Here is a 26,066-nt window from a genome sequence, read left to right as displayed (position 1 = left end):
CGTGCGGGCGAAAGCACTTCTGTACGCCGGTGTCGTCGCAGGGCCGCTGTTCATCGTCGCGGTGCTCCTCGAAGGCGCCACCCGCGCGGGCTACAGCCCGCTGCGCCATCCGATCAGCTCGCTCGCCCTGGGCGAGGGTGGCTGGATGCAGACGGCCACGTTCCTCATCACCGGTGCGCTCAGCCTCGCGGCCGCGGCGGGGCCTTGCCCGTACCTTGCGAGCGCGGGCCGTCATCGTCGCGCTGTGGGGCGCTGGCATGATCGGCGCCGTTGCACTACTCGTTGGTTGCATCATCTTGCGTACGCACGGCGGGGCGGGTGGCGTGCGTACTCGCTCCTGACAGGGGCGGTCTTCCTCGTCTGGCTGACCGCGCTGGCCGTTCGGGCCCTCCGGCAGCCGGCGCAGCCAGCGCTGTGAGCCGCGGGGCGAGGGCCCTGTGTTGCAGGTCGGTCCTTTGCCGCGCCCACCGAACCCGCGGGCACCTTTCGATACGCGGGGCTCTTCGTGATCCCTGCCGCTCGCGACAGGTGCCAATGGCCTCCTCGCGCGTGCGGCGACGTCGAGTTGGCGCAACGGGCGCGCAGGCGCCGCCCCGCAGCTCGCCGCCAGCCCGGTTCATGCCCACGAACCGCCCCGGCCCGGCGACCATGCCGACTGACAGTCAGCTGAGCTTGACGGGAAGGGCTTGCAGGCCGCGGAAGATGCCGGCGGCGCTGGGGCGCCAGCGGAGTTCTTTCGGCGGGCAGGCCAGTTGGATGCCTGGGAATCGGCGGAGCAGCTCGCCGAACGCGATCTGTCCTTCGAGGCGGGCGAGCGGGGCGCCGAGGCAGAAGTGGATCCCGTGGCCGAAGGCGAGGTGCTGGTTCTCTCGGCGCGTGATGTCGAGGTCATCGGCGCCGGGGAAGCGGTTCGGGTCCCGGTCGGCGGCGGCGAGGGCGATCGACACCACGCTGCCCTTCGGGATGGTGGTGCCGCCGATTTCGACGTCCTCGAGCGCGATGCGCAACGTGCCGCGTTCCACCGGGCCGTCGTAGCGGAGCAGTTCCTCGATGGCCGAGGGGAGCAGCTCCGGTTGTGCCAGCAGGGTGTCGAGCTGGTCGCGGTGGCGCAGGAGCGCGAGCATGCCGTTGCCGATGAGGTTGACGGTGGTCTCGTGGCCGGCGGTGAGCAGCAGCATGAGTGTGCCCTGCAGCTCGCGCTCGGTCAGCGTGTCGTCCTGGTCAGTGGCGAGCAGCAGCGCGCTGAGCAGGTCAGGTTGCGCGTCGCGGGGCAGGCTGGGGTCGAAGTGGGCGCGGCGCTGCTCGGTGAGGTCGGCCAGGTATCGCTGGATGGCCGCGACTCCTTCGTTCCGCAGCTGACGGTCCTCCGGTGCGAGCGGCGGTGTGATCATGGCGGTGGTCCATGCCCGGAAGCTGTCCTTGTCCTCGGGTGGCACCCCGAGTAGTTCGCTGATCACCGTGACCGGCAAGGGGAAGGCGAACTCGGCGATGAGATCGGCCTCGCCGGTCATGGCGTCCAGCAGCAGGTTGGTGATGCTCTCGATTCGCGGACGCAGCGACTCGACGCGCCGCGGCGTGAACGCCTTGCCGACGACACGACGCAGGCGGGTGTGGTCAGGTGGGTCGCTGTTGAGCATGTTGACGCCGGTCGGTCCGGTGTCGTCGCCGACGACACCGAGATCGCGCAGCCACTGCGGCGCATACCGGGGATCCTTGGCGAAGCGGGGATCGGCAAGGGCCGCGCGGGCGTCCTCGTAGCGGGTGATCAGCCACGACTCGGTGCCCATCGGCGTGACGATGCGGTGCACCGAACCGGCTTCCCGCAGCTGCGCGTAGCCGAGGTAGGGGTTGGCCCTGAACTCGGGGCTCCACAGTGCTGGGGCGGTCATGCGTGCTCCTCGGATTGGTACAGCCGGCCGATGGCCTGGCGAAGTTCGTGTTCTGGATCGTCGGCACCGGTTCGGCTCCGCCAGGCGATGAAGCCGTCGGGCCGGATCAGGCTGGCGCCATCGTCGGCAACGCCGTACGCCTCCGAGAAGCGCTCATGACCGATGCGGTGGGCGGTCACGCCGAGCTGCTTCGCCGCGTGCGCCCAGCCGTCCGCGGCGATGCCCAGCAGTAGGACAGGATCGTGGGTGTGCCCGAACAGGTCCAGTGTGGACAACTGCTCGCCCGCGAGCGTCAGGTGCGCCGCGCGAGTGCCGGGATCGCCGGAGGGACGGCGTGGATCCTCGGTCAGCACACCGGGCTTGCCACCGGGGATCGCGGCCGAGTGGTAGCGGTAGCCGAAACCGATCGTGGAGTAGTCCTCGGAGTATTCGACCGTGCCCGGCGCGCTCTCTTCCTGCATCCGGCGCAGCGCCCATTTCATGGTGAGCTCGGCGACGGGTCTGCGTTCGACCTCGTAGGTGTCGAGCAGGCCGGGTCCGGCGTGGCCGTGCAGCACGGCCGCGAGCTTCCAGACGATGTTGTGCGCGTCCTGGATACCGGTGTTGCCGTTCAGGCCGCCGTAGGGCGGCCAGACGTGGGCGGCGTCGCCGGCCAGGAAGATCCGGCCGTGCCGGTACTTCTCGACGATCAACGCGGACAGCTCCCACGGGAGCACGCTGATCAGCTCGGCCTCGAGATCGGGGATGCCGGTCGCGGTGCGCAGCAGCTCCAGGCAGCGCCGCTCGGGGAAGTCGTCCGGTCCCTCGCCCCGGTCCGGGTCGTAGGGGACGGAGAGCTGCCAGACGCCGGGACGGCGGCGGACGAGGTGCGCGCCCAGCTTCTCGATGAGGCAGGAGAAGAACACCCGGCCGCGCAGCGCCTTGCTGAGATCGGCACGGAACACCATGCTCATCCGCTGAGCGAAGACGCCTGGCCCGTGCCTGGCGATGCCGAGCTGCTCCCTGACCGGGCTGCGCACGCCGTCCGCCGCCAACAGGAAGGCCGCGCGGACCGTACGCCTCGCGCCCGTCGCCCGGTCGATCAGCATCGCGGTGACGCCTCGACCGTCCTGGTCGAAACCGGTGAGCTCGGTGTCGAAGACGACCTCGGCACCCAGCTCCCGCGCTCGTGCCAGCAGGATGGGTTCGAGCTGGTCCTGATCGACGGCGAGCAGTTCGGTCGGGCTGATCCCGGTGGCCGCCTCCTCCTTGGGCAGCTCGACCAGGGCCAGCTCGTCGTCGGCGAGCGTGTTCACCTTGGCGATCAGCCCCAGCGCTTCGTCGACGTCGCCGACATCGCGGATGCTCCGTTCCACACCGATGCCGCGATAGATCTCCATGGATCGCGCGGTGATCCCGCGAAACCGCGGATGGATCGACGTGCCCTGGTGCCGCTCGACCACCAGGCATCGGACGCCTTGCCGAGCCAGCAGCGCGCCGGCCGTCAGACCGACCAGACCGCCGCCCACCACCAGCACCTCGGTGTCACTGACCATTCCAGACTCCGCCGTTAGCTACGAGTTCGTATCTAAGACGACGATAACGGAAGGTGTCGAGCTACGCAAACGGCGCTTGTATGCTGGACCGCACTGTTGAGGAGGGGCATTGACCGAGACGACCAGCGCCCGCCCCAAGCGTCGCGATCGGGAAACCCTGCGGCAGGCCGTCTACGCGGCCGTGCTGGAGGAGCTCGTCGAGCACGGGTACGGGGGCATGACCATCGAGGGCGTCGCCGCGCATGCCGGCGCGGCCAAGACCTCGGTGTACCGGCACTGGCCGACCAAGGAGGAACTCGTCCTCGACACGCTGCACAACGTCATGCCGGCCGCGGTGGAACCACCGAACACGGGGAGCATCCGCGGCGACTGCCTGGTCATGCTGCGCAGCATCCGGGAGTCGATCACCGGGCCGGCCGGGCCGGTGATCGGCAGCCTGCTGGGCGAACGAACGCGCCACCCGCAGATCGCCGGCGTGGTCGTGGACACGATCTTCAAGCCACGGCAGCGGCTGATGCTCGACGCGCTCCACCAGGCCGCAGCCCGCGGCGAGATCGCGGTCGGCGCGGTCTCCCTCATCCCCGTACTGGCGGCGACCGGCCTCATGCTGCAGCACTACCTGCAGCAGGGCACCGCACCGTCCGAACAGGACATCACCGACTTCGTCGACGGCGCGATCCTGCCCATCGTCGGCGCATCTGGCTGACCGCCCGGCAGGAGACGTTCCCGGCGGGGACCGGCGGTCTCCCCGCGTTTCGTCTCACCGTTCGGCTCGCCCTGACGTCTCCTGTCCGCGACGGCGCTACACGACGCAACGCCCCGGCCTCCCCGGCGGCCACGCCTGCGCGGCGAGTCTCGCGTTCCGCGGCGCGAGTCGCGCGTTCCGCGGCGACAGGCGCGGCACGGGCGTGCCTGGCCGATCGCGCAACTCGCCCCGCGGAACGCAGGACTCGCCGGGGCGGGGCGCGCGACTCGCGCGGCGGAACGCAGGACTCGCCGGGGGCGGGGGCTGTACGGACCTATGGCCGTTGGGCCGTTCGGTGAATCGGGGCGAGAGCTGCGTCACCGCACCTGCCCGCCTTGGCCCTGACCTGCGGATCCGCAGAAGTACGGACATTTCCCGGCCGTCTCGCACCGCGGGCGGCGGGTTGTCCTCGCCGTCCGCGTTCCGCACGATGGTGGAGTGACGACCGCTCCGAGCCTGGCGCGCGCCCATGCGCGACGGTTCCGCGTGCTCGTCACCGATCTCGAGCGGTTCTGGCCGTCGCGCCGTGGCCTCGCGTTCGACGAGTTCTGTCGCTGAACTGCGCCCTCAGCGTCCGCGTCTCCCCCCACTCGTCGAGGTCCCCCCATGCGCTCGCGCACCCGAAGTCTGCTCGCCGTCGCCCTCATCGCCGCCGCCGCTCTGGCCGGCTGCTCCCGCGCCGCCGAGACGCCCGCCCCCCAGCAGGCCGCAGCCGGCCCGGCCGCCGAGCTGCGGCTCGGCTACTTCCCCAACATCACCCACGCCCCCGCCCTGATCGGGGACGCGAAGGGCTTCTTCGCCCAGGAGCTGGGCTCCACGAAGCTGACGTCACAGCAGTTCAACGCCGGCCCGGAGGAGGTCGCCGCGCTGCTCGGCGGTTCGCTCGACGCCGGCTTCATCGGCTCCAGCCCGGCGATCAACGCGTTCGCGAAGTCGAACGGGCAGGCGGTCCGCCTGGTCGCCGGCTCGACGTCCGGTGGCGCCCAGCTGGTCACGAAGCCCGACATCACCTCGCCCGAGCAGCTCAAGGGCAAGATCGTCGCGACGCCGCAGGCGGGCAACACGCAGGACGTCGCCCTCAAGAAGTGGCTGAAGGACAACAAGCTCGAGATCGGCGAGGGGCCGGACAAGGTCACCGTCCAGAACCTCGACAACCCGCGCACGCTCGACCTCTACAAGTCCGGCGGCATCGCCGGCGGCTGGCTGCCCGAGCCGTGGAGCTCGCGGTTGGTGGACGCCGGGGCGAAGGTGCTGGTCGACGAGAAGTCGCTGTGGCCGAACGGGCAGTTCCCCACGACGGTGCTGATCGTGCGCACCGAGTACCTGCAGCAGCACCCGGACACCATCGAGGCGCTGCTGCGCGGCGAGCAGAAGGCGATCGACTTCGCCACGAAGGACCCGGCGGGCGCCAAGACCGCCACCAACGACGCGATCAAGAAGTTCACCGGGTCGTCGCTGGCGCCGACGGTGCTGGACCGCGCGTTCACCGAGCTGTCGTTCTCGAGCGACCCGCTCGCCGCGACGTTCCCGCAGCTGTCGAAGGACAGCGTCACCGCGGGCGCCCAGCCCAAGGAGGCGAACCTCAGCGGGTTCGTCGACCTGACCATCCTCAACAAGGTGCGGCAGGCCGCCGGCCAGCCCGCGGTGGACGCCGCGGGCCTCGACAAGCAGGGATGAGGATCCGATGACCGCCACCCTGGAGCGTCCCAGCACCGTGCGCCACGCCCCCGTCGTCACCCTCGACGGGGTGCACAAGACGTTCGGCACCGGCCCGTCGGCCGTCACCGCGCTGCGCGACATCGACCTGTCGGTCGCGCCGGGCGAGTTCGTCTGCCTGCTGGGCGCTTCGGGGTGCGGCAAGTCGACCCTGCTCAACCTGGTCGCCGGGCTCGACGAGCCGACGTCCGGCTCGGTGGCGGTGCGCACCGGCCGCCCGTCGGTGATGTTCCAGGAGGCGGCGCTGCTGCCGTGGCTCACCTCGGGCCGCAACGTGGAGCTGCCGCTGCGCCTGGCCGGCGTCGGACGGCGGGAGCGGCGCGAGCGCGCCGCGGAGCTGCTGGACCTGGTGCGCCTGTCCGGCCTGGCCGACAAGCGGCCCCACGAGCTGTCGGGCGGCATGCGCCAGCGCGTGGCGCTGGCCCGGTCGCTGGCTGCTGCCACCAGCACCACCACCGACGAGGCCGGGCTGCTGCTGATGGACGAGCCGTTCGCGGCCCTCGACGCCATCACCCGCGACGTCCTGCAGAGCGAGCTGCTGCGGGTGTGGCGAGCCACCGGCATCACCGTCCTGTTCGTCACGCACGACGTTCGGGAGGCGGTGCGGCTCGCGCAGCGCGTGGTGCTGCTGTCGTCGCGGCCCGGCACCGTCGTGCGGGAGTGGACGGTCGGCGACGACCGCGACGACCTGCACGACGAGATCACCGGACGGCTGCGTGAGGTGATCACGAGCCATGCCGCTTGACCTGGAGAAGCAGCAGGCCGATACGGATGCGGCCGCCGTAGCCGGCCTCGACGCGCTCGACACGCCGACCGTCGTCGCCACACCGTGGTGGCGCAAGGTGCTGGCCAGCTGGGTGCCGCCGGTGGTGGCGCTCGTGCTGTTCGTCGTCGTCTGGCAGCTGATCTGGGCCTCCGCCGTCACCAGCGAGTTCAAGGTGCCCGCGCCCATCGCGGTGTGGGACGAGTTCGCCTCCACGGTCGCCGACGGGCGCGTGTGGTCGATCCTCTGGACGTCGATCAGCCGCGCGTTCATCGGGTTCGCGGTCGCGCTGGTCATCGCCACCCCGCTCGGCCTGCTCGTGGCCAGGGTGTCCGTGGTGCGGGCGGCCATCGGGCCGTTGCTGTCGGGCCTGCAGAGTCTGCCGTCGGTCGCCTGGGTGCCGGCCGCGGTGCTGTGGTTCGGCCTCACCGACGCGACGATCTACTTCGTGGTGCTGGCCGGCTCGATCCCGTCGATCGCGAACGGGCTGGTGGCCGGCATCGACCAGATCCCGCCGATCCTGCCCCGGGTCGGCACGGTGCTGGGGGCGGGCGGGCTGCAGCACGCCCGGCACATCCTGCTGCCCGCGGCGCTGCCCGGCTACCTGGCCGGCTGCAAGCAGGGCTGGGCGTTCTCCTGGCGGTCGCTGATGGCCGCGGAGATCATCGCGGCTGGTCCGCTGCTCGGCTACGGCCTCGGCGCCTACCTGAAGGAAGGCAGCGACTTCTCCGACATGCCGGGCGTGATCGCCGCGATCTTCCTCATCCTGATCGTGGGCATCGGCATCGAGCTGCTCATCTTCCGCCCGATCGAACGCCGGGTGCTGCGCATCCGCGGGCTCGCCCAGTAGCTGTGGGCGCGAACCTGGAGGGGTTCTGGCCGTCGCGGCGGCCGCACGCGTACGACGAGTTCTGTCACTGACACCGCCCCGTCCCCCTCCCCCTCCAGGAACGGAGTTCCGGTGTCCTCCCCTGACGACCCCGCGATCGGTGCTGCCCGCCGCACCGCTCTCAACGAGGACTGGCTGGCGACGATCGTCGGCCTCGCCCTGCTCGTGCTGGTGCTCGCCGGCGTGATCCCGGGATGGCTGATCCCGTGACCGACACGACCACCGACGAGCCCACTTCGACCACCACCTGGGCGATCGGCGGCATCGCCGTCGTGATCGTCCTCGGCGCGCTGGTCCGCGTACTCGACAAAGGCGTGCCCGCCTGGACGAAGGGCACCGGCTTCGGCGGCATCGCCGCCGTCATCGAGTACCCCGTGTACGCGATCGTGCTCGGCCTGCTCGGCAACGTCGTGCTCACCCAGCTGGGCCTGCGCGACCGGCTCGCCGGCGGCTTCCGCACCGAGTTCTTCATCAAGACCGGCCTGGTGCTGCTCGGCGCGTCGATCAACTTCGCGGTGATCGTGAGCGCCGCCGGGCCGGCGATCGTCCAGGCACTGCTGCTGATCTCGATCGTCTTCGGCTTCACGTGGTGGCTCGGCGGCCGCCTCGGGCTCGACGACAAGCTGCGCGCCCTGCTCGCGTCCGCCGTGTCGATCTGCGGGGTGAGCGCCGCCATCGCCGCTGCGGGCGCCGTGCAGGCCAAGAAGGAGCAGCTCGCCTACACCGCCAGCATGGTCGTGCTCTTCGCGCTGCCGTCGATCTTCCTGCTGCCGCTGGCCGTCGACGCGCTGGGCCTCTCGCAGGCCGTCGGCGGCGCGTGGGTGGGCGGCAACATCGACACCACCGCCGCCGTGACCGCGGCCGGTGCCATCGTCGGCGAGCAGGCGCTGCAGATCGCCACCATCGTCAAGACGACGCAGAACGCGCTGCTCGGCGTGGTGGCGGTGGCGCTGACGGCGTGGTTCGCGCTGCGCGTCGAGCAGCGGGCCGACGCGACGAAGGGCCGCGGACGCGAGCTCTGGGAACGGTTCCCCAAGTTCGTGCTCGGCTTCCTCGCCGCGTCGATCATCGCGACGGTGTTCACGAGCGTCGTCGGGTCGGCGGCGGCCAAACCGCTGATCACGCACGTGAACGACCTGCGCACCCTGTTCCTGACCCTCGCGTTCGTGTCGATCGGACTCGAGTTCCGGGTGGCGCCGCTCAAGGAGGCGGGCTGGCGACCGGTCGGAGTGTTCGCGAGCGCGACGGTGGTGAACCTCGCCGTCGGGCTCGGGCTCGCCGTGCTGCTGTTCTCCGGTTTCGGCACCTGATCGGGGGCTCACTCCGCCGGCCCCTCGTAAGGTCGGCGGAGTGACCTCGATCGACGAGAACTGGACCGGTGAGCGCGCCGCGCGGTGGCTGCGGGAGGCCGCCGGCCTGGAACGGCAGCTGGCCCCTGTGTCCGACGTGCTCTTCGCCGCCGCGGATCTGCAGCCCGGTGAGCGGGTGCTCGACGTCGGCTGCGGCACCGGCCCGACCACCCGGCAGGCCGCGGCCGCCGTCGGGCCCACGGGCCGGGTGACCGGCATCGACATCTCCCCCGAGCTGCTCGCCGCGGCGGCCGCCAACCCGATCCCGGGTGCGTCGACGGACTGGGTCACCGCCGACGTCACCACGTGGACCCCACCCGCGGCGGCCTACGACGTGGTGCTCTCCCGGTTCGGCGTGATGTTCTTCGCCGACCCGGCTGCGGCGTTCGCCCACCTCGCCGAGGCCACGCGCCCGGGCGGACGGCTGACGATGGCCGTGTGGGGCCCGCGTCCGGCGTCACCGCTGTTCGAGGTGCCGCTGCAGGCGGTGCTCGGCGTGCTCGCCGCCCGCGGTGTGTCGGAACCCGACGGTCTCGCTCCCGACGGCGGGCCGTTCTCCCTCTCCGACCCAGCGGCGACCGCGCGCCTGCTGGAGGACGCCGGCTGGCGGGACGTGCGGCACGCCGAGCACGTGCTGCCCATGCTGTACGGCGGCGGGTTGGACGCCGCCGCGGCCGCCGAGGCGGCCACCGGATTCGGACCTGCCCGGATCGCCGTCGAGCCGCTCGACACCGACGCCCGGGCAGCCGCCGTCGCCGCGATGACCACGCGCTTCACCGAACACCTCGACGGGGAGGGGCACGTGGTCCTGGACGGGTTCGTGCGGGTGGTCACCGCGCGTCGGGGCTGATCTCCTCCACGACGCTCGCGCCGGCGCCGGGCCGCGACTCCCACTCCCACGTCTCGTGGGAGCGCACCCGGCCGTCGGGCAGCAGCTCGAGCCGGGCCGCGCAGTGCCCGCTGCTCGTGCTGCCGTCGGCGGAGACGTGCACGTAGCGGAAGTCGAGCGCGTCGCCGCTGCGGGTGCCGGCGAGGCGACCGAGCCGGATGCCGCCGCCGGCGTACTCGGCCCACACGAGGTCGGCCTGCTCGTGGTAGTCGAAGACGGTGGCGGCGCCGACCTCGCCGTCACCGCTGTTGGTGACGCCGACGAAGGTGCGCCCGTCGAGGCTGGGAACGGTCACGCACCGATGGTGCCATGCGCGGACGGAATGGCTGCTGTTCCGGATCAGCGCAGCCGGAATGTCCTGGTCGACCGTACCGTGGCCGGGTGAGCACGCCCAGCCGCGGGATCTTCCTGCACAACCACACGATCGCCACCGACCCGGCGGCCGCCGTCGAGATCGCCGTCCGGGCCGAGGAGCTCGGCTACGACTCGGTGTGGGCCGCCGAGCACGTGGTGCTGCCGAGCCCGCGGGTACGCCCGTCGCCGATGGAGCCGGAGGACCCGATCGCCGACCCCCTCGTGCTCCTCGCCCACCTCGCCGCCCGCACCGAGCGGGTGCTGCTGGGCACGGGCGTGCTGGTGCTGCCGCAGCGCAACCCGCTGGTGCTGGCCAAGCAGCTCGCCACGCTCGACGTGCTGTCGCGCGGACGGCTGGTCGTCGGTGTCGGAGCCGGTTACCTGGAGCCGGAGCTGACCGCCATCGGCGTCCCCATGGCGGAACGGGGTGCGCGCACCGACGCCTACCTCGCCGCGATGCGCTCGCTGTGGGAGGACGAGAAGCCGCACGCCGACGGTCCGTTCGTCAGCTTCTCCGGGGTCGACGCGCACCCGCGACCCGTCCAGCGCCCGCTGCCGGTGGTGATCGGCGGGGAGAGCCCGGCGGCGTGGCGGCGGACGGCCCGGTTCGCGCAGGGCTGGTACGGCTTCCGCCTCTCCCCCGACGAGGTGGTCGAGCAGGTCGCCGGCCTGCGCAGGGCGATGGCCCCGCTGCCGCAGATCAGCGTGACGCCCAGCCTGCCGCTCGACGACGACGCCGTGGCGGCGTACACGCGGGCGGGCGTCGACCGCCTGATCGTCGCCCCGCGCCCGGACGCGGACCTGCCGTGGCTGCGCCGCTGGCTGGAGCGCCACGCCCCTGCTTAGGCGGCAGCCCGGGCCGTGTCCACGACGGCCTGCAGCACGGCCCTGGCCAGCGCGTCGTTGTGCCGGAACGACAGCGAGTTCGTGCCCGGCCGGGTGAACGCGCCGGGCAGCTTGACCGTGGTGTGCGGGCCGACCGCGAACCGGCGAGGATGCACACGGCCGGCCGCGTCGAGCAGGGCGCCGTCGGTCGGGCGGGTGCGGATCTGGCCGGTGTTGCGCAGCACCGTGCCGTCGACGTCGGTGATGACGGCCTCGACGACGTCGCCCGCCGCCAGCAGGCTCGCGAGCAGCGGATCGGTGCTGCGCGCGGCGCTCGACTCCTGCAGCCGCGCGTCGACCAGCGCTCGCGCGTGCACCGGCGGGGCGTCGGGCAGGGTGGCGCTGGTGGCGCGGAACCCGTCAGGAGCGGCGACGACGGTCATGCCGGCGCCGAGGAACGTCAGGTATCCGGCCTCGGACAGGGCGAGCATCTCGCGCACGCGGAAACCGGGCGGCCCGCTCGCGACGCCGTTGAAGAAGCCCTGCCACCAGCCCAGGTCCTCGGCCTCGGACTGCGGCGTGAGCAGGCCGGACGCCACGATCCGGGCCGTGGCCGAGTACACCGACAGCATCGCCACGAACGCACCCAGGTGCGGTGTGTGCGCCTCGTCGACGTGCTGGCGCAGGTCCTCGGCGATCAGCCCACGGACGATCGGCTGCAGCGCGTCGAGATCGGGCGCGGTGACTCCGTCGAGCGGGTGGTGCAGGCCGGGGAGGTCGAGGCGGTCGACCGGGTCCGGCACGCTGCGCTCGACGAGCGCCAGCAGCTCCGGCGAGTCCCAGTCGGCATCGGCGAACGCGGCGGCGAACGCGGCCCAGGGCAGCCGCACCCGCTCGGGGTGGCCGCGGAACAGCTCGTGGTACCAGCCCCACGCGATCTCCTTGGCCATCAGCGGCCACACGTCGCGGCGGAGGTCGATCGGCGCACTGGCGTCGACCAGCGCGGAGACCTGCGCGTCCCCGAGGAACCGCGGCAGCGGGGGCAGGCCCGCGCGCAGGTCGTAGTGCGTCTTCGCGTGGTACGGCATGCCGCGCGGCGAGCCGGCCACCAGGTACGGCTCCGCACCGGACGGCACGTAGCGCAGGCCGTCGCCGTCGGGCTCGAAGCGCCCGCCGCGACCCTCGTACAGCAGCACCAGCAGGTCGATGAACGCCAGCCCGGTACCCCGCACCAGCACCGTCTCGCCGGGCGCGAGCACGGACAGGTCGGAGTCGGTGGTCTGCTCGGGCGGCAGGTAGGTCAACCCGTGCTGCTCGGCGTGCGCGACCAGCGCCGCCTCGTCCGGGGTCGGACCCGCGTCGAGGTGGCCGGAGGCGAGCACGACGGCGTCCACGAGCAGCGGACGCCCCTCGGCCAGCCGCACGACCTGCAGCGGCCCGTCCTCGTCCAGGCCGACGGCGCTCGTCCGGTGCAGGTGGACGCGCATGCCGTCGGGCAGGTGCGCGAGCAGGTCGGCCAGCACCCACTCGAGGTAGCGGCTCTGCAGGCGCCGGCTCGGGAACGTCGACGCCGTGACCGCGCGCAGCTCGGCGGCCAGCTCCGGCTCGAACGTGTCGGGGTCGGCGTGCTCGCGCGCCCAGTCCCAGAACGACGGTCCGGGCCGGATCGGGCCCTCGCACACCACCGACTCGTCGGTGTACATCGTGACGTCGGCGGCCATCGAGTTCATGGCCAGCAACGGTGACTGCGCGTGCCGCCAGATCCGGCCGGCACCCGGCGGGTACGGGTCGATCAGGTGCACGTCGAGCGGGCCGCCACCCAGCTCGGGGAGGTTGGCCGCCAGGCGCTCCACGATGCCGGTACCGCGGGGCCCCGCGCCGATCACGGCGATGGCGGGCATGGCAGGTCCTCTCGACGCACGACGGGCACGGTCAGCCGGTCGGTGCGAGAGCTGCGTGGGTACGGCAGAGATCGACGTGCCATCTCCGCGTGAGCTGCGTACCCATCCACTCGACTCTAACCCGGAGATCCGCCGTCCACGAGTGGAGTGAGCGCCGTCATCGTGTCGACGAGCCGCGTGAGCGCGCCGGCCAGCGCGGTGAACCCGTCCGTTGCGGGGCCGGCGGGCTCGACCAGGTACCCGTCCCGGCGGATCTCGACCATGATCGCGTGCACCCGCGGCTCGCGGTGGAGGTGCGCGAGCGGCACGTAGACGCCGGAGAACGGGGAGTCCAGGGTCGTGCCGGCGCCGAACGCGGCGCGGGCGGCGGCGAGCAGCTCCGGCGGGGTGTGGAACGCGTCGGTGCCGAGGCACACCGGCGGGCGCGGGCCGTCGGCGTGCAGCTCGTAGGGCAGCGGCGCGCGCGGGTAGGAGTGCACGTCCACCAGCACGGCCCGCCCGACCGCGGCCAGCCGGTCGGCCACGGCGTGGCGCACCGCAGCGGCCCACGGCTCGTAGAAGGCGGCGCGCAGGGCCGCGTGGTGCGCTGGGTCGTCGGCGCGGATGCGCTGCCCGCGGGTGCCGTGCGTGTAGACGGCGGCCATGCCGACCGCGGCCATCTCCTCGCGCTCGTCCGGGAAGCGCTCGACGTCGACGACGAACCGGGAGATCGGGTTGACCAGAACGAACGGCCGCACCCGTGCGGCGTCGGCGGCCGCGGCGGCCAGTGCGTCGGTCCGGTGGTCGGTGAGCGCTGCCAGCTCGGTGGCGAGCTCTGCGTCGTCGAGCAGGAGGTGGTCGCGGACCCAGCCGGGGACCTCGGTGCCCGCGTGCGGCACGTGCAGCAGGACGGGGCTGCGGGGATCGCCGGGGACGAGCACGGATCGCAGTCTAGGGGACTGAAGGGAATTGAGCGGACCACGCTCATGTTGAGGAAGGTGTCGGGTCGGAGGCACCGACCCCCGAGCACCAGTGGAGTCATCATGAGCACCCTCTCCCTGTGGACCCGGCGCGACCCGTTCGCCGAGTTCGACCGCCTCGTCCCCGCCCGGTTCACCCCGGCCGCCGAGGTCGTGCGCGACGGCGACGACGCCGTCGTGCGCCTGGAGGTCCCTGGCGTCGACGTCGAGAAGGACGTCACGGTCGAGATCGACCGCGGCCGCCTCGTCGTCCGCGGCGAGCGCCGTGACGAGCGGTCCGACGAGCAGTCCGGGCGCATCCTGCGCGAGGTCCGCTACGGGTCCTTCGCGCGGTCGTTCGCGCTGCCCACGCACGTCACCGCTGACGCAGTCACGGCGAGCTACGACGCCGGCGTCCTGTCCGTCCGCGTGGCCGGCGCGCACGCCCGCCCGAGCACGGCGACGCGCATCGCGGTGACGTCAGGGGAGCAGCCGGCGCAGGAGCGGCCGGCCGCGTAAGGCCGACCCCGTCGTTGCAGCAGAGCCACTTCCGTGCAGGAACCTGCGCGGAAGTGGCTTTGCTGCGATCCGGTCCCGCGCGACTACAGCCGCGCGTACGACTCCAGCAGCTGCGCCTCGGCCTCGTCGAAGTAGTCCATCAGGGCCCGCTCGGCCCCTTCACGGTCGCCGGCCTCCAGCAGTGAGCAGATGCCGTCGTTGCCGCCGACGAACGGCTCGTGGAACTCCCGCACCCCGGGCATGCGGTGGAAGATCAACCGCATCTCGGCGAGCAGCAGGGCCATCTGCTGCTCCAGCCGCGGGCTGCCGGCGAGCCCGACGAGGGCGCGGTGGAAGTGCTGGTTGGCGCTGGCGACGCCGGTCCAGTCGCCGGCGGCGACGGCCTCCTGCCCTTCGGTCACGGCGGCGCGCAGCGCGGCCAGCCGGACGGCGTCGAGGTCCTGCCCCCAGCGCAGGGCGGCGCGTTCGATGAGCCGGCGCGCGCGGTAGACGTCGCGGACGTCGTCCACCTCGGGGGTGGCGACGTAGACGCCGCGGTTGGGGTGGCGCACGAGCACCCGTTCGGTGACGAGCTGGCTCATGGCCTCGCGCATGGTGTTGCGGGAGACCCCGAGCGCTTCGGCCAGCTCGGTGTCGGGCAGTCTGGTGCCGGGCCGGAGCCGGCCTTCGACGACCTCTTCGCGGACCGCGTTGGCGGCGCGCTCGGCCGTGGTGCTGCCGGTGACCGCGGACCTGGCCTGACCGAGCTGCGCGATGGATCCGGAGGCGGGTTCGACGACGGTCACGAGGTCGATGGTAGTCCTCGCCGTTCACATGCCCTCTTGTAGGATTGTTCAACAATCCTTATGCTCGCCGGAACGCTTTCATCACCGACGCGGGGAGCAGAGCTGATGCGGATCGACCTGAACTCCGATCTCGGAGAGTCCTTCGGCCGCTGGCGGCTCGGCGACGACGAGGCGATGCTGGCGCTGGTCAGCTCGGCCAACGTCGCGTGCGGCTTCCACGCCGGCGACGCGAGCACGCTGCGCCGCACCTGCGCGGCCGCCGCCGAGCGGGGGGTCGTCGTCGGCGCCCAGGTCGGCTACCGCGACCTGGCCGGGTTCGGCCGCCGGTTCATCGACATGCCGGCCGGCGACCTCACCGACGACATCGTCTACCAGCTGGGCGCCCTCGACGGCATGTGCCGCGTGACCGGCACCGCCGTCCGCTACGTCAAGCCGCACGGGGCGCTCTACAACGCGATCGTCCACCACGAGGCACAGGCGGACGCCGTCGTGGCCGCGATAGTCGCCTACGACCCGACGCTGCCGGTGCTGGGCCTGCCCGGCTCCGCGTTCCTGAAAGCCGCGGAGGCCGCCGGGCTGCGCACGGTGCGGGAGTGCTTCGCCGACCGCGGCTACACCTCCGCGGCCACCCTCGTGCCCCGCTCGGCACCCGGCGCGCTGCTCGAGGACCCCGACGTCGTGGCCGACCGGGTGCTGCGCATGGTCACCGAGGGCGTCGTGACCAGCGTGGACGGCACGGACGTCGCCGTCGAGGCCGACTCCGTGTGCGTGCACGGCGACTCCCCCGGTGCCGTCGCGATGGCGGCCGCGGTGCGCGGGAAGCTGCGCGACGCCGGCGTCGAGGTCACCGCGTTCGCGGGACCGTGATGGACGCCCGTCTCTGCGCCGACGCCGGCCTCCTGGTGGAGGTGGGCAAGCTTGACGAGGTGCTGGCTCTGGCCGCGGCCGTGCGCGAGGCCCGGTTCACCGGGGTGGTCGACGTGGTGCCGGCGGCGCGCACCGTCCTACTGCGCACCGCGCCCGGCACCGACCTGCGCGAGCTGCGCAAGCTGGTCCTCGACCTGCCCGTCGACGTCGCCGCCGCGCGCGAGAGCGGCGAGACGGTCGAGATCCCGGTCGTCTACGACGGGCCCGACCTCGACGACGTGGCCCGACTGACCGGGCTGTCGCCTGCGGAGGTCGTCGCTGCGCACACCGGCACGCCGTGGACCGTCGGCTTCGGCGGGTTCGCCCCCGGCTTCGCCTACCTCGCGGGCGGCGACGAGCGGCTCACGGTCGCCCGCCGCGACACCTCGCGGACCCGCGTACCGGCCGGCGCGGTCGGCCTGGCCGGGGAGTTCAGCGGCATCTACCCGCGCGAGTCACCGGGCGGCTGGCAGCTGATCGGACGCACCGACGCGACCCTGTGGGACGCCGAGCGCGACCCGCCCGCGCTCCTGCAGCCGGGGGCGAAGGTGCAGTTCGTGCAGGTGGACGAGCTGGCCGGCCGACCGGAGCCGCACGATGGACCGGAGACGGCGATCGAGGGCCCGCGCGTGCTGGAGGTGCTGGCCACCGGCGCGCAGGCGCTGGTCCAGGACCTCGGCCGACCCGGGCACGCCGCGACCGGGGTCGGTGCCTCCGGAGCAGCCGACCGCTGCGCGATGCGGCTGGCCAACCGCATCGTCGCCAATCCCGAGGACGCCGCCGCGATCGAGGTGACGTTCGGCGGGCTGGCCGTCCGGGCGGGCGCCGACCTGCGGGCCCCGCTGCTGGTGGCGCTGACCGGCGCGGCGGCCCCGGCGACCGTCGACGGGCGACCGGTCGGCCACCACTCCCTCGTGCGGCTGCGCGCCGGCCAGACCCTGCGGCTGGGCACACCGCCCACCGGTCTGCGCACCTACCTGGCCGTCCGCGGCGGGGTGGCGGTCGCCCCGGTGCTCGGGTCGCGCTCCACCGATGTGCTGGCCGGGTTCGGCCCGGCCCCGCTCGCACCCGGCGCGGTGCTGCCGATCGGGCCGGAGCCTGCCGACCACCCCCTCCTCGACGTGGTCCCGGTCGCCCCGCCGCCCGGCGGCACCGTCACCCTGCGCGCGGTGCTCGGTCCGCGCGCGGACTGGGTGCGCGACCCCGGCCGGCTGCACGGCTCCACCTGGACGGTCTCCGACCGCAGCGACCGCGTGGGCATGCGGCTCGCCGGTGGCGACCTCACCCGCTGCCGCGACGAGGAGCTGCCCAGCGAGGGCATGGTGCGCGGAGCGATCCAGGTGCCGCCCGGCGGGGAACCGGTCCTGTTCCTCGCCGACCACCCCGTGACGGGCGGCTACCCGGTCGTCGCCGTCGTCGTCGACGCCGACGTGGACCGGGCCGCGCAGGTGCGGCCCGGCCAGCAGGTGCGCTTCCAGCTCGTCGACGAGGCCCCGTAGCGGGCGGACAGCCGCGGGGCCCCGTCCGTCAGGTGCGCCGGTCCTTCCGGATCCGGTCCTGCGGGTCGTCGACCTCGATGCGCTCCTTGCGCACCTCCTCGGAGACGGTGCGGTCCTCGGTGACGGTCTCGGTGCCCAGCCGCACGCGCTCCACGGCCTCGACGTCCTTGTCGACCACCGGCCGTTCGGCGTGCAGGGTGACCTCCTGCTGCTCGTCACCGATCCGGCCCCGGTGCTCGCCGTCGCGGATCGGTTCGCGCTCGACGCGGACCTCCTCGTGGCTGACCGGCACCGTCACCTGTTGGTTCTCGGTGACGACGTACTTGCGCAGCCGCACCCGGCCGGTCTCGGTGCGCTCGGTGCCCACGCGCAGGCGTTCCTCGGAGCGGGTCATGCCGTCGTCGCGGCCCCGGCGCCCGTCCCCGAAGGCCTCGCCGCCGGTCCACGCGGCGTAGTAGCGCTCCAGCCGGCTCTGCTCGGACTCGGCGAGGTGGTCGCCCGCGTCGTCGACCCGGGGTGCCTCCTTCACCTGGTCCTTCGTCACGGCGAGCCGCAGGTCGTGGTCGCGCACGTCGGCGTGATCCAGCGGGACGAACGTCTCGTTCATGCCGAACAGACCCGTGTTGACGGTGGCCCACTTCGGCGCCCCGTTCTGCTCGTCGACGTAGACCTGGCCGACCCGGCCGATCTTCTGGCCGTCCCGACCGATCGCCTGGGCACCGACGACGTCCTGGATCATGTCCTGGGTGATCATGCTGTGCTCTCCTCGGCTCGCTGATGAGCGGACACCGAGGGAGTTCACCTTCCCGGCCGCAGCCATGCCGGTGCCGGGCCGGCACGCTCGGATCGAGTGATCACACCTCGCCCACACGGCCGAGGCGGCGACCAGCCCGTGATCAGGTCGGGGTCGGCACGATCACCCGTCGGTGTCCTCAGGTGGGCCGCTGCACCGCCTGCGTCTGCGTCACGCGGGCGACGAGCCGGCCGCTCGCGTCGGTGATCTCCGTGTCGACGACGATCACGGTGCGGCCCACCTGCAGCGGTCGGGACACCGCCTCGACGTGGCCGTCGCGGACGCCGCGGAGGAAGTTGGTGGCCGAGCTGATGGTGGCGGTGCCGACCGCGCCCTCGGGCAGGTTGAGGAACGCGCACAGACCGCCACCGGCGTCGGCGAGCCCCATCAGCGCGCCGCCGTGCAGCGCGCCGCCCGCGGTCGTGCGCGTCGCGTCCCAGTCCAGCCGCAGCCGCACCTCCTCTTTCGAGACGGCCACCGTGGTGGCACCGAGGAGCTGGGTGAAGGGCATCGCGGCGTGCAGATCGTCCATGCCGATCATGGTGGCGGGCGGGAGCGACGCCCGTCCATGACCTCCGAGGTCATGGAGCGGCGCACCACCCACGGATAACGTCGCCGCCATGACGACCGCGACCCTGCCCGGCACAGCGTTCGGTCCGCTGCTGCGCGAGTGGCGGCAGCGCCGCCGGCTGACCCAGCTCGACCTGGGCCTGGCCGCAGCCGTGTCGGCGCGGCACCTGTCGTTCCTGGAGACGGGCCGGTCGCGGCCGAGCCGGGAGATGGTGCTGCACCTGTCGGAGGAGCTGGACGTGCCGCTGCGTGGCCGCAACGAGCTGATGATCGCGGCCGGCTACGCGCCGGCCTACACCGAGCACGGCCTCGCCGACGACGAGCTGTCGGACGTGCGGCGCTCGCTCGACCAGATCCTCACCGGCCACGAGCCCAACCCGGCGGTGCTGGTGGACGGCTCGTGGAACATGGTGTCGGCCAACCGGGCAGCGGCCGTGTTCGTCGAGCTGGTGGATCCTGCGCTGCTCTCCGGCACGCCGAACGTGCTGCGCGCGAGCCTGCACCCGCGCGGCCTCGCCCCGCACGTCGAGGACCTGGCCGAGTACGCCGCGCACCTGCTGGCGAGGCTGCGCCGGCAGGCCGAGCGGGCAGCGACGACGGGCCTGCGGGCACTGCTCGCGGAGCTGGTCGGGTACTGCCGCGACGCCGGCATCGACCCGAACGCCCACCCGCGGGACCGGATCGTGCTGCCCCTGCGCCTGCGCCATCCCGACGGGCCGCTGACGTTCTTCTCGACGATCTCGGTGCTCGGTGCCCCGCTGGACGTGACGCTCGACGAGGTCGCCGTGGAGACGTTCTTCGCCGCCGACGACGCCACCGCGCGCTACCTCCGGCGGCGGTTCGGCTAGGAGGGCACTTCGCAGAGGCGAGGTCGTCCTCGCAGGAGTTCGAACCTCTGCGACGACGCCTCAACCTCTGCGAGGTCACTCAACCGCCCCCGAACTGTCGGTGTCCGGCCGCATACTCGACGTGTGGCTGCTCCGCTGATCGGTGTCGACGACCTGCGGACGCCGAAATGGGCGGAGGGCTACGTCAACACGGCCTCGGCCAGCCCGCTCGCGGTGGCCGCTGCCGCGCCGCGCACGGCGCGCTACGTCGCGGGATGGGCGTGGCGGGCCGCGCCCGGGCTCACCGTGGCCGTCGCGGTGCTGCAGCTGGCCGCCGGCGTCGTGACGGCGTTCGGGCTGCTCGCCACCGCCGACGTGTTCACGCGGCTCCTGCAGGCCGGTCCCACGCCGGAGCGGGTGGTCGCCGCGTTGCCGGCCGTCGCGGTCGTGGTGGCGGCGCTGGCCGGCCGCGGCCTGCTCGACGCGGCGATCGGAGCGGTGCAGGGCTCGCTGGTGCCGCGCATCGAGCAGCAGGCGCACGACGAGGTGCACGCCGCCGTCATCGGGGTCGAGCTCGCCGCGTTCGACGACGCCGACTTCGCCGAGCTCGTCGATCGCGCGTCGGTGCAGGGGCCGAACCGGCTGCGCAGCGCCGCGGAGGACACGTCCGACCTGATCTCGCAGGTGGTGTCGGCGACCGCGGCCGTGGTCACGGCCGGGCTGCTCCACCCCCTGCTGGCCCCGGCGGTGCTGCTGGCGACGATCCCGCAGGGCTGGGCGTCCGTCCGGTCGGCCCGGATGATGTTCGACTCGGTGCTGCGCAACAACTCGCGATGGCGCCGGCGGAACATCACCGGCGCGCTGATCATGCAGCGCGACCCGGCTGCCGAGGTGCGTGCCTTCACCGCGCAGTCGATCCTGATCGCCGAGCACCGGCGCATCAATGACGCCGTCGCCGCGGAGGAGGTCCGGCTGGAGCGCGCGCAGACGGTCGTGCGCCTGGTCGGCCGCGCCCTCGGCGGGATCGGCGCCGGACTGGCGTTCGCCCTGCTGGCCGTCCTGCTCTACCTGGAGGTGCTCCCGCTGGCACTCGCCGGCACCGCCGTGGTCGCCATGCGCACCGCGACCCAGGCCACCGGCCGGATGATCTTCCAGGCCAACCACCTGTTCGAGTCGAGCTTCTTCATCGGCATGCTGCGCGACTGCCTCGTCGACGCCGCCGCGCGCCGGCGTCCGGCCGAGGCGATCCCCACGGACCTCGGCCCGGAGACGATCGCGCTCACCGACGTCACCTTCCACTACCACGGCAAGGACGAGCCCGCCGTCGACGGCATCTCGGTCACGCTGCGCCGCGGCGAGACGATCGCGCTGGTGGGCGAGAACGGCTCGGGCAAGTCCACGCTCGCGAAGCTGGTCACCGGCCTGTACCTGCCCACCACCGGCAGCGTCTCCTGGGACGGGCACGACACCCGCACGATCGCCGAACCGGTGCTGCACGAGCGGGTCGCCGTCGTCCTGCAGGACCCGCTGCGCTGGCCGATGACCGCGGAGAACAACGTGCGGATCGGCCGCATCGACGATCCCGACGACGGCACCCGGCTGGCGGCCGCAGCTGAGCGCTCGGGCGCCGACACCGTCGTCGCCGACCTGCCGGCGGGCTGGACGACCGTGCTGTCGCGGGAGTTTCAGGACGGGCACGACCTGTCCGGCGGGCAGTGGCAGCGCATCGCCGTGGCGCGCGGGCTCTACCGCGACGCCCCCGTCGTCGTGGCCGACGAGCCCACCGCGGCGCTGGACGCCCGCGCCGAGCACGCCGTGTTCACGTCGCTGCGCGGGCTCGCCGCGGCCTCGTCGACCACGGCCGGTCGGATCACGATCCTCGTCACCCACCGGCTGGCGAACGTGCGCACCGCCGACCAGATCCTGGTTCTCGACCACGGCAAGCTCGTCGAGCAGGGCCGCCACGCGGAGCTGATGGCGCGTGGCGGGCTCTACGCGGAGCTGTTCGACCTGCAGGCCCGGGCCTACGGGGACGGGTAGGTTCCTCGCGTGAGCTCCGAACTGGTCCACCTCGACGTCGCCGCGGGCGTCGCGACGATCACCCTCGACTCCCCCGACAACCGCAACGCGCTGTCGGCGCAGCTGCGCCGGGAGCTGCTGGCGCACCTGGAGTCGGCGATCGCGGACCCGGCCGCCCGGGTGATCGTGCTGACGCACACGGGTCGGGTGTTCTGCTCGGGGATGGACCTCAAGGAGTCCCGCGGGGCGAGTGCTCAGCAGCAGGGCATCACCGAGGTGCCGCGGATCCTGCAGCTGATCTGGGAGTCACCCACCCCCGTCGTCGCGCGGGTGGCCGGGCCGGCGCGGGCCGGCGGGGTCGGGATCATCGCGGCCTGCGACGTGGCCGTGGCGGCGCAGGACGCCACGTTCGCGTTCACGGAGGTGCGGATCGGTGTGGTGCCGGCGGTGATCTCGGTGGTGGTGCTGCCGCGCCTGTCGCCACGGGCCGGGCACGAGCTGTTCCTCACCGGCGAGACGTTCGACGGCGTGCGGGCCGCGGAGATCGGGCTGGTCAACAGCGCCGTGCCGGCCGACGGGCTCGACGCGGAGGTCGCCCGCTACGCCGAGATGTTCCGGCTCGGCGCCCCGGGGGCGCTGGCGGCGACGAAGGAGATGCTGCGCGGCGACCGGTCCGCGCCGATGGCGGAGCGCTTCGCCGCGATGCTGGAGCTGTCGGCCGCGCACTTCGCGGGCGAGGAGGGCCAGGAGGGGATCCGCGCGTTCGCGGAGAAGCGCCCCCCGGCCTGGGCCGTGCTCACCGAGTGAGCCGCCGCAGGATCGCCTCCAGTCGGTCGACGTCGTACCCGTCGCCGGTCGCGGCCTGCCAGTAGTAGCCGGTCAGCGCGGCGGTCACGGCGTCGACGGCGACGGGGTCGTCGGTGAGGGCGGCCGCGACCGCTTCCAGCTCGGCGTCCCATCGCTGCAGCTCCGGGGCGTGCCGCGGGGTGCGGGCGGCCAGCAGCCACAGCTCCAGTTCGGCCAGCGCCTCGCCGCGGGTGCGCCGGCCGGCGTCGACGGTGGCCGCGGCGACCGCGCGCACCGGATCGGCAGCGGTGGCGGCGTCCCGCAGCTCGGTGATGCACCGGTCGTTCACCTCGACCAGTGCGGCGTCGACGAGGTCGTCGAGCGTGGCGAAGTAGTAGTACACGGCGCTGGGCGGCACCCCGGCCTCCGCGGCGACGGAGCGCTGCGACACGGCCGCGAGCCCGTCCCGGCCGATGACGGCCAGTGCCGCGTCGAGCAGGGCGCGGCGGCGTTCCTGGCCGCGCCGGCGTCGGCCGTCGACCTCAGGCATGTTGCGCGCCCAGCTCCAACGCCAGGACTCCGGCGACGACGAGCACGAGACCGCCCACCTGCACCCAGGTCAGCGACTCCCCGAGGAACGCGGCACCGATGCCGGCCACGAGCAGCACCCCCAGCGCCGACCACGTGCCGTACGCGACGCCGACCGGCATGCCGCGTACCAGCGCCTGGGACAGAGCGAAGAACGCGAACCCGTACCCGAGCACGACGAACACCGACGGGAGCGGCCGGGTGAAGCCTTCGGCGAAGCGGAGGGAGATCGTGCCGAAGACCTCCGCGGCGATCGCGCCGAACAGCCAGAACCACACGAGGCCACTCCCTTGTTGAGCGATCGCTCCACATACTACTGGAGCGATCGCTCAACTTCCAGGGTCAGGCCGTCCAGCCCGGGTCGCGGCCCGACTCGGCCAGCGCCCGGTCCAGCGTGGTCGCGTCGGCGCCGACCGGCACCTCCGCGCCGAACCAGCCGCCGTCGCGGCCCATCGGGGCGATCGCGCGCACACCCTCCAGCACCGTCGCCGCGAGATCGGGCGACACCTCGGCGAGCCGCGCGCCCGCGCCACGGGCCACGTCCCAGCCGTGCAGGACGAACTCGGCGGTCATCATCGAGCCGACCGCCGGCGCCGGCATCGTGGCGCCACCGAACGGCGCGTCGCCGTCCCACGCCGTCGGCTCCGCCCAGGCCCGGACGACCCGCTCGCCCTGCTCGGCGGCGAGCCGGGCCCACTCGGACTCGGGATGTCCGACCAGGTACGGAGCGGTGCCGTTCGGGTCCCAGTCGGCGTCCCACTCCTGCTTGCGCCCGGCCAGCTCGGCCAGCAGGAGACCGAACGCGAGGTGGTTGACGACCTTGCCGAGCGTGAACTCCGTGCAGGGTGTCGGGTCGTCGAAGCGGGCCGGGTCGGCCGCGCGGATGGCGGCCACGGCGACCTCGACGCTGTCCTTCATGTGGTCTGCGTGATCCATGTGTCCATGCTGTCGCGACGGGAGCCGCGTGGATTGGACGAACGCGCCAGCCACACGCACCCGACCAGCACGAGCACCCCGTGCGCGATCCGGAACGCCGGCGGGGCGAAGAACTGCGGCAGGAACAGCGCGAACCCGGCGGCGAACACCCACGCCGCCGCCGTCCGCTCGGCCAGCGCGACCATGATCCCGGCGACGGCCATGGTCACCAGCCCGAGCGCGAAGGTCGTGACGGCGACCGGGTTGTAGCGCACGGCCTCGGCCAGCTGGACCAGGTTGGGCTGCGCGGCGATCTCGTGGAGCGCGAAGTCCTCGGCGCCGTAGTACGGCAGCGTCAGCCCGGCGCCCACCCAGAACGTGACGGCGGCGGCCCGGCGGATGCCCAGCAGCGCGATCGGCACCAGGATGAACCCGATCATGGCGAACAGGTGGGACCAGACCCACGCCTGCGACCCCATCGCGGCAGCGGCGCCGGCCGGGGTCGACTCGTCCTCCCACGGCCGGAGGGCGGGGTAGAGCAGGAAGAGCAGCCCGGCGGCGGCCAAGGGGATTCTCACGTCGTTCTCCTGAGATCGTCGAGGTACATGCGGATGAGCTGGTCGTAGGTGTCGTCGAGGCCTTCGGGGAGGCCGAACCCGCCGCCGGACTCGATCGACGCGAACCCGTGCACGATCACCCGCAGGCGACGGGTGGCATGGATGGCCGCCGAGCCGGTCAGGCCGTAGCCGCGCAGCGTCGCGAGCATGACCTGCACGAGCTGCGTGCCGGCGGCCTGCTGGAGCGGGTCGTGCATCGGGTCCATGGGCATGGCCGCGTAGCGCTTCGGGTGCTCCTGGACGTAGGCGCGGTACTCGTGCGCGAGCGCCTCGACGGCCGCGTCGCCCGAGAGCCCGAGCACGGCTGCCGTGAACCGGCCGGTCATCTCGTCCAGCAGGCGCACGCCCACGTGGCCACGCAGCTCGCCGAGGCTCGCCACGTGGTTGTAGAGCGACGGCGTGGCGACCCCGGCGCGCTTGGCGACGATCGCGAGCGTCAGCCCGTCGAGGCCGTGCTCGTCGATCACCTCCAGGGCGATGTCCACGACCTTCGCCGTGGTCAACCCCGCTCGAACAACCATAGGTGAAATACTAACAGCATTAGTTTCACGCCGCCAGGGTTAGCCTGGAACGGTGCAGGTGCTGGAGGAACCGGTCGACGCGGCACTCGGGGTGCTGGCCGGTCGTCCGCTGGTGGCGTTGACCGGGGCGGGCCTCTCCACCGACTCGGGCATCCCCGACTACCGCGGCCCGGGATCACCCCGGCGCACGCCGATGACGTACCAGGAGTTCGTGTCGGGGCCGGTGGCGCAGCGCCGCTACTGGGCGCGCAGCCACGTCGGCTGGGCCCGGATGGCACACGCGGAGCCGAACGCCGGGCATCGCGCGCTCGTCGAGCTGGAACGGACCGGGCGGCTGCGCGGGGTGATCACCCAGAACGTCGACGGGCTGCACGGTGCCGCCGGCCAGCGCACCGTCGTCGATCTCCACGGCCGCATCGACGCGGTCGTCTGCCTCGGCTGCCGGCGCACCGGTTCGCGGGCGCGGCTGCAGGAGCGGCTGACGGCGCTCAACCCCGGCTTCGTCGAGGCGGCGGGCGCGGCCATCGAGGCCGCCCCCGACGGCGACGCGGTGCTGGAGGCGACCGACGGCTTCCGTACCGCGCCGTGCCTCGACTGCGGCGGCGTGCTCAAACCGGACGTCGTCTTCTTCGGCGAGAACGTGCCGAAGGAGCGGGTGGCGCGCTCGTACGCGCTCGTCGAGGACGTCGGCGCCGCGGGCGGCGCGCTGCTGGTGGCCGGCTCGTCGTTGACGGTGATGTCGGGCCTGCGGTTCGTGCGGCACGCGGCGAAGCAGGGCACGCCCGTCGTGATCGTCAACCGGGGCGAGACCCGCGGCGACCCCCTCGCCACGTTGCGGGTGGACGCCGGCTGCTCGGAAACCCTGGAGCAGCTGGCCGCCCACCTCGGTTGACCCTCACCCTCGGTCACCCCGGGCCCAGGTTTTCCG

At 73.1% G+C, this 26,066-nt stretch carries 29 protein-coding genes; 16 read left to right on the top strand and 13 right to left on the bottom strand.

All coding sequences use genetic code 11. The annotated features are described in order from the left end of the window. The first annotated feature begins 1 nt into the window (after nucleotide 1). Nucleotides 2-418, top strand: a complete 417-nt coding sequence (locus ACQEVB_RS33640) for a DUF998 domain-containing protein (protein WP_432981306.1) — start codon at nucleotides 2-4, stop codon at nucleotides 416-418. Between the two features lie 244 nt (nucleotides 419-662). Here the strand turns inward: ACQEVB_RS33640 and ACQEVB_RS33635 are convergent, their stop codons facing one another. Together ACQEVB_RS33635 and ACQEVB_RS33630 are read right to left on the bottom strand one after the other, a co-directional pair. Further along, entirely contained in the window at nucleotides 663-1,889 is a 1,227-nt protein-coding gene (locus ACQEVB_RS33635; RefSeq protein ID WP_432981303.1) for a cytochrome P450 family protein, read from the bottom strand. Then, nucleotides 1,886-3,424 carry an FAD-dependent monooxygenase gene (locus tag ACQEVB_RS33630; RefSeq protein ID WP_432981300.1) on the bottom strand — a complete coding sequence of 513 codons (1,539 nt, stop codon included), beginning with the start codon at nucleotides 3,422-3,424 and terminating at the stop codon, nucleotides 1,886-1,888. Before ACQEVB_RS33630 ends, ACQEVB_RS33635 begins: the two co-directional genes overlap by 4 nt. 109 nt (nucleotides 3,425-3,533) lie before the next feature. On the opposite strand from ACQEVB_RS33630, the gene ACQEVB_RS33625 reads away from it, so the two are divergent. The 7 genes from ACQEVB_RS33625 (at nucleotide 3,534) to ACQEVB_RS33595 (ending at nucleotide 9,736) form a co-directional block, all read left to right on the top strand. Beyond that, entirely contained in the window at nucleotides 3,534-4,130 is a 597-nt protein-coding gene (locus ACQEVB_RS33625) for a TetR/AcrR family transcriptional regulator (protein ID WP_432981297.1), read from the top strand. 645 nt (nucleotides 4,131-4,775) lie between these two features. Next, the gene (locus ACQEVB_RS33620; RefSeq protein WP_432981294.1) at nucleotides 4,776-5,846 is read left to right on the top strand and encodes an ABC transporter substrate-binding protein; all 1,071 of its coding nucleotides are present in this window, start codon (nucleotides 4,776-4,778) and stop codon (nucleotides 5,844-5,846) included. Nucleotides 5,847-5,853: 7 nt separating this feature from the next. After that, nucleotides 5,854-6,630 carry an ABC transporter ATP-binding protein gene (locus ACQEVB_RS33615; RefSeq protein ID WP_432981291.1) on the top strand — a complete coding sequence of 259 codons (777 nt, stop codon included), beginning with the start codon at nucleotides 5,854-5,856 and terminating at the stop codon, nucleotides 6,628-6,630. Further along, nucleotides 6,620-7,498: an ABC transporter permease gene (locus ACQEVB_RS33610; protein ID WP_432981288.1), complete on the top strand. Its 879-nt coding sequence runs from the start codon at nucleotides 6,620-6,622 to the stop codon at nucleotides 7,496-7,498. The genes ACQEVB_RS33615 and ACQEVB_RS33610 overlap by 11 nt, the downstream gene beginning before the upstream one ends. A gap of 111 nt (nucleotides 7,499-7,609) precedes the next feature. Further along, entirely contained in the window at nucleotides 7,610-7,747 is a 138-nt protein-coding gene (locus tag ACQEVB_RS33605) for a hypothetical protein (RefSeq protein ID WP_432981285.1), read from the top strand. Beyond that, a complete protein-coding gene (locus tag ACQEVB_RS33600) occupies nucleotides 7,744-8,847 on the top strand; it encodes a YeiH family protein (RefSeq protein ID WP_432981282.1) in 1,104 nt (367 codons plus the stop codon). Before ACQEVB_RS33605 ends, ACQEVB_RS33600 begins: the two co-directional genes overlap by 4 nt. A 40-nt stretch (nucleotides 8,848-8,887) precedes the next feature. After that, nucleotides 8,888-9,736 carry a class I SAM-dependent methyltransferase gene (locus tag ACQEVB_RS33595; RefSeq protein WP_432981279.1) on the top strand — a complete coding sequence of 283 codons (849 nt, stop codon included), beginning with the start codon at nucleotides 8,888-8,890 and terminating at the stop codon, nucleotides 9,734-9,736. On the opposite strand, the gene ACQEVB_RS33590 is transcribed toward ACQEVB_RS33595, so the two are convergent. Further along, on the bottom strand, nucleotides 9,717-10,070 hold the full coding sequence (locus tag ACQEVB_RS33590; RefSeq protein WP_432981276.1) for a hypothetical protein: 354 nt from the start codon (nucleotides 10,068-10,070) through the stop codon (nucleotides 9,717-9,719). The genes ACQEVB_RS33595 and ACQEVB_RS33590 overlap by 20 nt on opposite strands. A gap of 86 nt (nucleotides 10,071-10,156) precedes the next feature. Between ACQEVB_RS33590 and ACQEVB_RS33585 the strand changes: the two genes are divergently transcribed. After that, nucleotides 10,157-10,975 carry an LLM class F420-dependent oxidoreductase gene (locus ACQEVB_RS33585; RefSeq protein ID WP_432981273.1) on the top strand — a complete coding sequence of 273 codons (819 nt, stop codon included), beginning with the start codon at nucleotides 10,157-10,159 and terminating at the stop codon, nucleotides 10,973-10,975. On the opposite strand, the gene ACQEVB_RS33580 is transcribed toward ACQEVB_RS33585, so the two are convergent. Together ACQEVB_RS33580 and ACQEVB_RS33575 are read right to left on the bottom strand one after the other, a co-directional pair. Beyond that, on the bottom strand, nucleotides 10,972-12,855 hold the full coding sequence (locus tag ACQEVB_RS33580) for an FAD/NAD(P)-binding protein (RefSeq protein ID WP_432981270.1): 1,884 nt from the start codon (nucleotides 12,853-12,855) through the stop codon (nucleotides 10,972-10,974). The genes ACQEVB_RS33585 and ACQEVB_RS33580 overlap by 4 nt on opposite strands. Before the next feature lie 116 nt (nucleotides 12,856-12,971). Next, nucleotides 12,972-13,775, bottom strand: a complete 804-nt coding sequence (locus ACQEVB_RS33575; protein WP_432981267.1) for an N-formylglutamate amidohydrolase — start codon at nucleotides 13,773-13,775, stop codon at nucleotides 12,972-12,974. Between the two features lie 102 nt (nucleotides 13,776-13,877). Here ACQEVB_RS33575 and ACQEVB_RS33570 point away from each other — a divergent pair, with 102 nt between their 5' ends. Beyond that, on the top strand, nucleotides 13,878-14,312 hold the full coding sequence (locus tag ACQEVB_RS33570) for an Hsp20/alpha crystallin family protein (RefSeq protein WP_432981264.1): 435 nt from the start codon (nucleotides 13,878-13,880) through the stop codon (nucleotides 14,310-14,312). 83 nt (nucleotides 14,313-14,395) lie between these two features. On the opposite strand, the gene ACQEVB_RS33565 is transcribed toward ACQEVB_RS33570, so the two are convergent. Beyond that, entirely contained in the window at nucleotides 14,396-15,097 is a 702-nt protein-coding gene (locus ACQEVB_RS33565) for a GntR family transcriptional regulator (RefSeq protein WP_432981261.1), read from the bottom strand. A 105-nt stretch (nucleotides 15,098-15,202) separates the two neighbouring features. Between ACQEVB_RS33565 and ACQEVB_RS33560 the strand changes: the two genes are divergently transcribed. Together ACQEVB_RS33560 and ACQEVB_RS33555 are read left to right on the top strand one after the other, a co-directional pair. Beyond that, nucleotides 15,203-15,964, top strand: coding sequence for a LamB/YcsF family protein (locus ACQEVB_RS33560; protein ID WP_432981258.1), 762 nt, complete (start codon nucleotides 15,203-15,205; stop codon nucleotides 15,962-15,964). Further along, complete coding sequence (locus tag ACQEVB_RS33555) at nucleotides 15,964-17,502, top strand: 5-oxoprolinase/urea amidolyase family protein (protein ID WP_432981255.1); 1,539 nt, start codon at nucleotides 15,964-15,966, stop codon at nucleotides 17,500-17,502. Before ACQEVB_RS33560 ends, ACQEVB_RS33555 begins: the two co-directional genes overlap by 1 nt. A gap of 28 nt (nucleotides 17,503-17,530) precedes the next feature. Here the strand turns inward: ACQEVB_RS33555 and ACQEVB_RS33550 are convergent, their stop codons facing one another. Continuing rightward, nucleotides 17,531-18,256 (bottom strand): DUF2382 domain-containing protein, encoded by a 726-nt coding sequence (locus tag ACQEVB_RS33550; protein WP_432981252.1) that lies wholly within the window; start codon nucleotides 18,254-18,256, stop codon nucleotides 17,531-17,533. A 178-nt stretch (nucleotides 18,257-18,434) separates the two neighbouring features. After that, nucleotides 18,435-18,827, bottom strand: a complete 393-nt coding sequence (locus tag ACQEVB_RS33545) for a PaaI family thioesterase (protein WP_432981249.1) — start codon at nucleotides 18,825-18,827, stop codon at nucleotides 18,435-18,437. Between the two features lie 88 nt (nucleotides 18,828-18,915). Here ACQEVB_RS33545 and ACQEVB_RS33540 point away from each other — a divergent pair, with 88 nt between their 5' ends. From ACQEVB_RS33540 to ACQEVB_RS33530, 3 genes are all read left to right on the top strand, one after another. Next, nucleotides 18,916-19,713, top strand: coding sequence for a helix-turn-helix domain-containing protein (locus ACQEVB_RS33540; protein ID WP_432981246.1), 798 nt, complete (start codon nucleotides 18,916-18,918; stop codon nucleotides 19,711-19,713). A gap of 123 nt (nucleotides 19,714-19,836) precedes the next feature. Then, the gene (locus tag ACQEVB_RS33535) at nucleotides 19,837-21,732 is read left to right on the top strand and encodes an ABC transporter ATP-binding protein (RefSeq protein WP_432981243.1); all 1,896 of its coding nucleotides are present in this window, start codon (nucleotides 19,837-19,839) and stop codon (nucleotides 21,730-21,732) included. 9 nt (nucleotides 21,733-21,741) lie between these two features. Next, on the top strand, nucleotides 21,742-22,518 hold the full coding sequence (locus ACQEVB_RS33530; protein WP_432981240.1) for an enoyl-CoA hydratase-related protein: 777 nt from the start codon (nucleotides 21,742-21,744) through the stop codon (nucleotides 22,516-22,518). Here ACQEVB_RS33530 and ACQEVB_RS33525 read toward each other — a convergent pair. The 5 genes from ACQEVB_RS33525 to ACQEVB_RS33505 all read right to left on the bottom strand — a co-directional run bounded on the left by ACQEVB_RS33525 (nucleotide 22,508) and on the right by ACQEVB_RS33505 (nucleotide 25,138). Further along, nucleotides 22,508-23,047, bottom strand: a complete 540-nt coding sequence (locus ACQEVB_RS33525) for a TetR/AcrR family transcriptional regulator (protein ID WP_432981237.1) — start codon at nucleotides 23,045-23,047, stop codon at nucleotides 22,508-22,510. The two genes, ACQEVB_RS33530 and ACQEVB_RS33525, sit on opposite strands and share 11 nt — an antisense overlap. Beyond that, complete coding sequence (locus ACQEVB_RS33520; RefSeq protein WP_432981234.1) at nucleotides 23,040-23,363, bottom strand: DMT family transporter; 324 nt, start codon at nucleotides 23,361-23,363, stop codon at nucleotides 23,040-23,042. The genes ACQEVB_RS33525 and ACQEVB_RS33520 overlap by 8 nt, the downstream gene beginning before the upstream one ends. A 64-nt stretch (nucleotides 23,364-23,427) precedes the next feature. After that, nucleotides 23,428-24,021, bottom strand: a complete 594-nt coding sequence (locus ACQEVB_RS33515; RefSeq protein ID WP_432981231.1) for a TIGR03086 family metal-binding protein — start codon at nucleotides 24,019-24,021, stop codon at nucleotides 23,428-23,430. Further along, a complete protein-coding gene (locus ACQEVB_RS33510) occupies nucleotides 24,000-24,578 on the bottom strand; it encodes a hypothetical protein (RefSeq protein WP_432981228.1) in 579 nt (192 codons plus the stop codon). The genes ACQEVB_RS33515 and ACQEVB_RS33510 overlap by 22 nt, the downstream gene beginning before the upstream one ends. After that, nucleotides 24,575-25,138, bottom strand: a complete 564-nt coding sequence (locus ACQEVB_RS33505) for a TetR/AcrR family transcriptional regulator (protein ID WP_432981225.1) — start codon at nucleotides 25,136-25,138, stop codon at nucleotides 24,575-24,577. The genes ACQEVB_RS33510 and ACQEVB_RS33505 overlap by 4 nt, the downstream gene beginning before the upstream one ends. 52 nt (nucleotides 25,139-25,190) lie before the next feature. Here ACQEVB_RS33505 and ACQEVB_RS33500 point away from each other — a divergent pair, with 52 nt between their 5' ends. Next, complete coding sequence (locus tag ACQEVB_RS33500) at nucleotides 25,191-26,030, top strand: NAD-dependent protein deacetylase (protein ID WP_432981222.1); 840 nt, start codon at nucleotides 25,191-25,193, stop codon at nucleotides 26,028-26,030. Nucleotides 26,031-26,066: the final 36 nt, after the last annotated feature.

The organism is Pseudonocardia sp. CA-107938, from assembly GCF_050936315.1.
GTDB lineage: Bacteria > Actinomycetota > Actinomycetes > Mycobacteriales > Pseudonocardiaceae > Pseudonocardia.
This window is presented reverse-complemented; position numbering and strand designations above follow the sequence as displayed.

Coding starts and splice junctions, on each gene's coding strand:
- ACQEVB_RS33635 (WP_432981303.1), bottom strand. CDS start 1,889: ATGACCGCCCCAGCACTGTGGAGCCCCGAGTTCAGGGCCAACCCCTAC.
- ACQEVB_RS33630 (WP_432981300.1), bottom strand. CDS start 3,424: ATGGTCAGTGACACCGAGGTGCTGGTGGTGGGCGGCGGTCTGGTCGGT.
- ACQEVB_RS33620 (WP_432981294.1), top strand. CDS start 4,776: ATGCGCTCGCGCACCCGAAGTCTGCTCGCCGTCGCCCTCATCGCCGCC.
- ACQEVB_RS33615 (WP_432981291.1), top strand. CDS start 5,854: ATGACCGCCACCCTGGAGCGTCCCAGCACCGTGCGCCACGCCCCCGTC.
- ACQEVB_RS33610 (WP_432981288.1), top strand. CDS start 6,620: ATGCCGCTTGACCTGGAGAAGCAGCAGGCCGATACGGATGCGGCCGCC.
- ACQEVB_RS33580 (WP_432981270.1), bottom strand. CDS start 12,855: ATGCCCGCCATCGCCGTGATCGGCGCGGGGCCCCGCGGTACCGGCATC.
- ACQEVB_RS33570 (WP_432981264.1), top strand. CDS start 13,878: ATGAGCACCCTCTCCCTGTGGACCCGGCGCGACCCGTTCGCCGAGTTC.
- ACQEVB_RS33560 (WP_432981258.1), top strand. CDS start 15,203: ATGCGGATCGACCTGAACTCCGATCTCGGAGAGTCCTTCGGCCGCTGG.
- ACQEVB_RS33555 (WP_432981255.1), top strand. CDS start 15,964: ATGGACGCCCGTCTCTGCGCCGACGCCGGCCTCCTGGTGGAGGTGGGC.
- ACQEVB_RS33550 (WP_432981252.1), bottom strand. CDS start 18,256: ATGATCACCCAGGACATGATCCAGGACGTCGTCGGTGCCCAGGCGATC.
- ACQEVB_RS33545 (WP_432981249.1), bottom strand. CDS start 18,827: ATGGACGATCTGCACGCCGCGATGCCCTTCACCCAGCTCCTCGGTGCC.
- ACQEVB_RS33540 (WP_432981246.1), top strand. CDS start 18,916: ATGACGACCGCGACCCTGCCCGGCACAGCGTTCGGTCCGCTGCTGCGC.
- ACQEVB_RS33525 (WP_432981237.1), bottom strand. CDS start 23,047: ATGCCTGAGGTCGACGGCCGACGCCGGCGCGGCCAGGAACGCCGCCGC.
- ACQEVB_RS33515 (WP_432981231.1), bottom strand. CDS start 24,021: ATGGATCACGCAGACCACATGAAGGACAGCGTCGAGGTCGCCGTGGCC.
- ACQEVB_RS33505 (WP_432981225.1), bottom strand. CDS start 25,138: ATGGTTGTTCGAGCGGGGTTGACCACGGCGAAGGTCGTGGACATCGCC.